Origin of the sequence: Bartonella sp. AP57NXGY (genome assembly GCF_042195805.1) — a bacterium.
Classification (GTDB): Bacteria; Pseudomonadota; Alphaproteobacteria; order Rhizobiales; family Rhizobiaceae; genus Bartonella.
Genome location: NZ_JBHIOZ010000060.1, coordinates 1 through 6342 on the forward strand (window position 1 = coordinate 1; position 6342 = coordinate 6342).

A 6342-nucleotide genomic window follows, 5' to 3' on the forward strand; every position below is an offset into this window, starting at 1 on the left:
AAAAAAAATTTCCTCATCGAAAATTTTTACAAGGTATTTTTTTAGATTATACTCTGTTTTCCACCTAAAATGTTGACTTTATCACCTGATAATCAGAGAAAAATGCATGTCACCTTGCATGCTGTGTCAGCTTTTCCCAAAATGACAAAGCCCACACCGGTCTTTAAATAATGCCAATCAATAAACAATGGTTTGTAAACAATCTGGCTTCTTATCTAACAGATTTGACTTGGCTTCCCCCTTCAAATGCATCCTTGTAATGTATCCCCTGTCCAGAGTTATTCTACAAAAAAATGCTGCGTTAGGAATACGCACAGATGAAAAACACCCCATGCATAAAATTTTAACCACATCTCAAACAATGGTATTTTACAACACAACGGAACAAACTATTGTCTTATAGATTTTTCTCGTATCACTCTCATCCCGTTTCAAGAAGTTTCCTGATAAGCACAAAATGCCATCTCAGAGAGTTCAATGCCTCACCATGTACTACAACGCATCGCCAACCTGCTGCTCTTGCCAACAGTGCACCCATTTTGAAAACAAAGAGTGGCTTTTTTCCTACACGCTTTGCCAAAAAAGGGAGTGCTCCATTTTGCTTTTTCTCGCTTTAAATAAACATATCCGTTGACCTCTTTCCACCACCCTCAAAGGACAAAGGTTTTAGCCCCACATCGGTTTGTAAACAATCCAACTCCTCTGAAGGAGCTCCATATCTGCTCATTATTTATATGATTCACTTGCATAATACTTAACCAAGCAAATCCTCCCCAGAACAGTTGCTAATGTATTAAATACTTTAAGCTATCTTACTGATATCACCAGCTTCAATAATAGTGTTTTAATGACGGTATTTACGCTATAATAGGATAAAATTATCTAGGGGCTTTTTGTCATCGCACAGCAGCGGTTTAAACCCAGCACTTGAAACAATGGATCACGATACCACAAGAGAGAGGCATTTGGGATAAAATCTTTATTCCTCAGCAAAAAACGCCATGAATAAAGAAATTTTTTTTGTTCTTTCCCTACCTTTAATAATCACTGTCTTGATCCTCTAAAGAACAATAGGTAAACTCACCTTTAGGCATCCAACAAAGGCAGCACAAAAAATAAAAGAATAAAGAGAGTTGAGTTTTTTTTCTAAAGCGCCTCAAAACTTTCTGCACAATATATTCTATAAGACTTTATATTCAATAAGACTTTTTTCATAACAAACATTTTGCAAGCATTTTTATCTTTCTCTCACACAGCTTTCATTCTCAGGCTTTGACAGCATAAACCACCGCCACATTGACAGGACGTGTTTCATCTCCCCCTGTTTTTTGCAACAAGACCTTATGTTCATGCTCTCCCGCAGGACCTGTCAACAAATTTTTATTGTAAATTTGAGCCAGATTTCTATAATATTCACCGTGATTCATATCCCAAACTACCTTTTCAATCATTGGATAACTATGCTGGTGGTTACCTGTTGAATCTGTTTTTCCTTCATGGGTATGAGATTTAAAAGACTCTTCTTGTCGACTTCCCAAGCGACGTCCTTTATCAATTTCTTTTCCACTATCGAGCCCCCGTAAAAACATTCCACGCAAATCGGGAACATTGAATGTTGTTCTCCCATCTCCTTTTCCCCATGTTTCTCCCAAAACAGCAAAAAGATTGGCATAGTTCCTTCGCGAATATTCTTTACCATCACACAGTAACCATCCAGAGGGTATTTTTTCTGTAGCAAAAGTCCCAATAAATCCAGAAGAAAAAGTTTCAGGCAAAGGAGGAAAGGGAGGGATTTCAGGAAGTTTTATAGTAGGATTGGTTAAAAACCAGCCATCAGCATTTTTTCCGGCAATATCACGCGTATAGACGACTTCATAAAGCCCCCCCTTTTGAATTTCTCCGCCCTTTAAAGGCATAATACCCTCTGGCGTTGCCATATAAGTTGGTCGTGGTAGCAATTGATTTAAAGAAATATTTGTTATTCCTCTGTTGACGCCTTGTGCTTTAAAGCGCACAACAATGCCATCCATATAAGTCTCAAAAAAAGACTTTGTTGCCAAACGAAGTGACGTTCTCTCATTTTTCACATCAACAGTAAACTGTGTTTCAATCCCGCCCCCATTATCCAACAAATATTCTTTGATGCGTTGCATCATAGCGCGAGCACTATCATTGACTGTGCTTGGCGGTTGCCCTTCTGCCCAGTTTATATTCTCGTCGACATAAGCATTTTCTGATGCAACAATTGACCAATCATAAATCGAGCTCATAGAAGATACTCTTTTTTCAAAAAGGGAAAACGAGCAAAAAATGAAGAAAAGAAAGCCGCAATTTTATTTTTAGATGCCGGCATTTTCTCCATTTTCATTTTTTCCATTTTCAGGCCTATTTTGTCATAATCAACATGCAATAACTTTGTTTTCGCATTGACATAAACAGCTTCAGGGTTCACACGCAACACGTCTTGCGCCATAACGCCCTGATAACGTTGTGGATTTCCCTTATAATTAAAGGTATAAAGTGGATATCCCTTTTTCTGCCCCACAGGGATAATATTTTCTTTTGCTCTCACATCACAAAGCCCTAAAATTCCTCCGACCAATCCAAGTACTTGCTGCGCATCACGCAATGGATCTTTTGTCACAGAAGGCATTGTCGTGGATTTTCCTGAAGTCGTTCCGTAATTTCCAGCAGCCTGTGTTCCTACCTGTAACAAACTTTGCAATCGGTTCCAATCTTGATTATCTTTTTCTGACCATTTTTGGCGTTCAGCATCTAAGACATTTTGGCGGTTTATATCTTGAATCATACCCCCTTTCAAAGCATTGCTTTGCACGTTACTCTGTCCTTGATAATAGCTATTTGCCGCATTAACTTGATCATTCTGAGAGCGATCAATCATCTGGTTTGCATTCATCATATTGTTAATATCTTGATTATATTGCTGTGCTGCAGCATTTGTTGCCAAGGCGCCTAACTCATCGGCCAGCACACCAGTATGAGCGCCAGAACCATAACGTCCTGCTCCCGACATCGATTGATTAATTGCATCGGATGTTTTATTCAGAGCATTTTGCAATGCAGTATTAAATTTGCTATTGCTTCCAATCCAGCTTCCCTTAGCCATACCGGAAAGATTTGTAGCGCTGTTGGTTGGTGCATTCAACCATTGCGTTACCGTTGGATTATTATAGAGCCCTGCTGCTTGTTGTAAACCGGTCAGCGCATTTTTTGTCATATTGCTAAGACCAGCGACTCTGTCTCCCTGATAAACGTTTCCGCCAATTCCTTTATTATAAAGTCCAAGTGCATCAGCACTGGCTTGTTTAAGAATATCAGCCGCCCAAGCAGGTGGAGCATTTGTTTGTGTTGTTGTTTGCACTTGAGGTGTGGTTTTTCTACTCATGGGTTCAGAACCTTTCTATATTGAATAAGATTACGAGAATATCCGTGATGAGCGAGCTTTTTCGCCCATCCAGTTCTTCCAAACATGTGCATTTCTTCAGCATTAATTGTTCGCGCCCATTTTTCGACTTCATCAATCAACTTGACCAATTTCAGCCCTCCCTCTCCCGCAAGATCAGAGAGAACGACGCATTTTTTTCCCGTATGGGTTATTTCAACTTTGGTAATTGCAAAAGCACTAAATTGGATTTTATTTTTTAAGACCAGCCACAATTGTGCTTGTCCGGTAGCGATTTCTTCAGCAATTTTTTCCAGACAAACATCATCCGGAAAGCGCTGAACATATTTTTTCAATGCAGCATTGAGAGCCTCTTGATAGGGAGCTATTTTTTCCCATGGCCACTGCTCTGTCAGATGAGCAGAATATAAATCTTGACTCTCAAGCATCATAATTTTAGCTCTTTTAGCTTTGTCATTTCCCTCATTTGAGCAATACGCATCCCCATGCATACTTCACGCATTCCATGCCCCCCGCACAATAAAAGAAAAAAGCCCCATCATCCCTTTGTCACAACAAAGAGGGAACTTTTTTCTTTATAAAAATAAACCATGGTGCAGCCTATTTTCCTTTATCGCAGAAAAGCATGAAACATAACGCACCACCTTGTTCTTCATATTATAAAGACACAGCTTATCGCATTGTGCCTTTGTTTATAAAGGTTTGGGAAGCCTATGGGGCATTTGTTCTTTAATAATAGAGGCTTGAGCCTATCGCATGGTATTACAAAAGGGCATGCCTATCGCATGCCGGCCCGCGTCAATTCCACATCAAATCCAGTGACATGAGTCCAATTCACCCCTTCAGGAATACGCAATTTAAAGCGATAAAACCGTGCCCTTGCACGACAGTGAATTTGTCCAGTATTATAAGAGGGCTGTTTTTCTGGCAACCAAACAGTTTCCTCTTCAAGAGATTGTCGAAAGCGCATTCCCACAGACAAATAAAACTTTCCACTATTGACTTGAGGCATAATATTTTTCACCCGTGTTATCATGCCATTTGTCTGCCCCATTTCTTGTGATGTCACGACACAAGCCATAGGACCCCCAGAAAACGAACCCAGTCTCCCCTGTTGATCAAATGCCCCCAGAATAGGCGATTCATTTTTCCAAGCTTTACTATCGAGAGAAAAGGACAAATCGTCAATATTCTTAGTCACAAAATCAAGACCTTCTAGGGTTGTTCCTGCTAAGAAAATAGGCAATATCATTTTGATATCGACGAGAGCTTTTGTCCATTTTTGCAATCCCCAATCATAAATGAGCAAGATACGTTTATGAAGGTTCTCATCAGAATCAACCATCCAATAAACACGATTATACACCCCATCGATAGCAGCAGACAGAGTGTACAGATTATCCTTCCTTGATTTTGCGGTCATCGTTCGATCGACTTTTTCGAACCCAATGGGTATAATCTGTCCCTCATTTGTTATTTGATAAAACCCGCCCTCATCGGCAAAGAATGCTAAATCGCCTCTACAAACAATTGATTCAGCATTTTTTGCGCCTCGTTTATCGTGGATTTTTTGGAAACTAAAAATAATCTTAGAGCCAGGAATAAAAGAACCAGCATAGATTGCAGAACGCATAAAGATAATTGGATTTGTTGTCTCCGTTGCCCCTTGGACGAATCCGCCATCAGGAAAATCTTGATAATCACAACTTTTTTTTCCCACGGTCCAAAATTCAGCATCATTTAATCCAGACCAATGAACCCGTCTTGGATTTTCGGTTAATTTCATCAAACAAACGAAATCTCCCCAGATTCGAACAATCCCTGCCTGTGGTGGATTTCCTCCTAAATTTCTAAATGTTTTATCATGATTAATATCAATCACTTGTGGTTTATCATTGGCATTCACAGCAATGATAAAATCACCAAACAAAGCAAAAGACCACGGAGCATCAACATTAGCCAGATAAGGTTTTCCTTTTTGGCTAATATCTTTCCAGTTCATTGTTGTATTATCAAGTAAGTAGATTTTATCTCTTGTCCCGACAATAATAGAAACCCCATTTTTTGTTTTAACCGCAAGAGTGCCTAAGATTGGCTCCGGACAAGGCTCTGATAAAGGCTCAAAACTTGGCATAGGGATATAGGAGCCATCCGCCGGGAGCACATTAACAAGTTCATCGGTAAAAATTCCATTGATATCCGCCACATCGGGTCGATAATCAGCGATTGGGAAAAAAGCCATCAAGACCCCCATAAAATCTTTGAAGAGCCCAGTGCCATTCAAAACACCAAGGCTTATTGATAAAAAACCACAAAAGCCCTTAAAACTCTAAAGGCATAAAATTCAACAAAATAAACAACCTTAGATTGTTTAACGCACCAAAAAAAACGATACCATCAATAATGGCCACCCCAACGCCATCCACCAGCGCCAAACCAAAATCAACTGCCCGCAAAATCACCCCCCACAATGACGGGGGAAAGAGCCATCAAAAGCCCCCATAAAATCTTTGAAAAGCTCAGTGCCATTCAAAATACCAAGGCTTATGGATAAAAAACCACAAAAGCCCTTAAAACTCTAAAGGCATAAAATTCAACAAAATAAACAACCTTAGGTTGTTTAACGCACCAAAAAAAAACGATACCATAAATAATGGCCACCCCAACGCCATCCACCAGCCCTTCACCATCAACACCAACGCGCAAATCCAGCCATAAGTGACAAACCAGCCACCAGTGCCAAACCAACCTTCAACGCCAGCCATAAACGATTTGAAATGAACTTTTTAAAAACGCATTGGGCGAATCTTTGAAGAACCTTTTCGGCGCGATGTTTCAATGCGCAAAGCTTGAAGCTGTTCTTGAAAATCTCTGAAAGAAACGGCGGCATATTCAGGATCTTTAAGAATATTTTTATA

At 39.8% G+C, this 6342-nt stretch carries 6 protein-coding genes; all 6 read right to left on the reverse strand.

Going from position 1 to position 6342, the window contains the following annotated elements:
* Positions 1-1265 precede the first annotated feature (1265 nt).
* Entirely contained in the window at positions 1266-2270 is a 1005-nt protein-coding gene (locus ACFIL8_RS06500; RefSeq protein ID WP_375689173.1) for a phage tail protein, read from the reverse strand.
* Positions 2267-3406 carry a tail fiber domain-containing protein gene (locus ACFIL8_RS06505; protein ID WP_375674551.1) on the reverse strand — a complete coding sequence of 380 codons (1140 nt, stop codon included), beginning with the start codon at positions 3404-3406 and terminating at the stop codon, positions 2267-2269. Before ACFIL8_RS06505 ends, ACFIL8_RS06500 begins: the two co-directional genes overlap by 4 nt.
* Positions 3403-3855 (reverse strand): hypothetical protein, encoded by a 453-nt coding sequence (locus tag ACFIL8_RS06510; RefSeq protein ID WP_375689175.1) that lies wholly within the window; start codon positions 3853-3855, stop codon positions 3403-3405. The genes ACFIL8_RS06505 and ACFIL8_RS06510 overlap by 4 nt, the downstream gene beginning before the upstream one ends.
* 347 nt (positions 3856-4202) lie before the next feature.
* Positions 4203-5666, reverse strand: a complete 1464-nt coding sequence (locus ACFIL8_RS06515; protein WP_375647466.1) for a hypothetical protein — start codon at positions 5664-5666, stop codon at positions 4203-4205.
* Between the two features lie 79 nt (positions 5667-5745).
* Positions 5746-5880 (reverse strand): hypothetical protein, encoded by a 135-nt coding sequence (locus tag ACFIL8_RS06520; RefSeq protein ID WP_375637711.1) that lies wholly within the window; start codon positions 5878-5880, stop codon positions 5746-5748.
* A gap of 114 nt (positions 5881-5994) precedes the next feature.
* The gene (locus ACFIL8_RS06525; RefSeq protein WP_375681381.1) at positions 5995-6189 is read right to left on the reverse strand and encodes a hypothetical protein; all 195 of its coding nucleotides are present in this window, start codon (positions 6187-6189) and stop codon (positions 5995-5997) included.
* Positions 6190-6342: the final 153 nt, after the last annotated feature.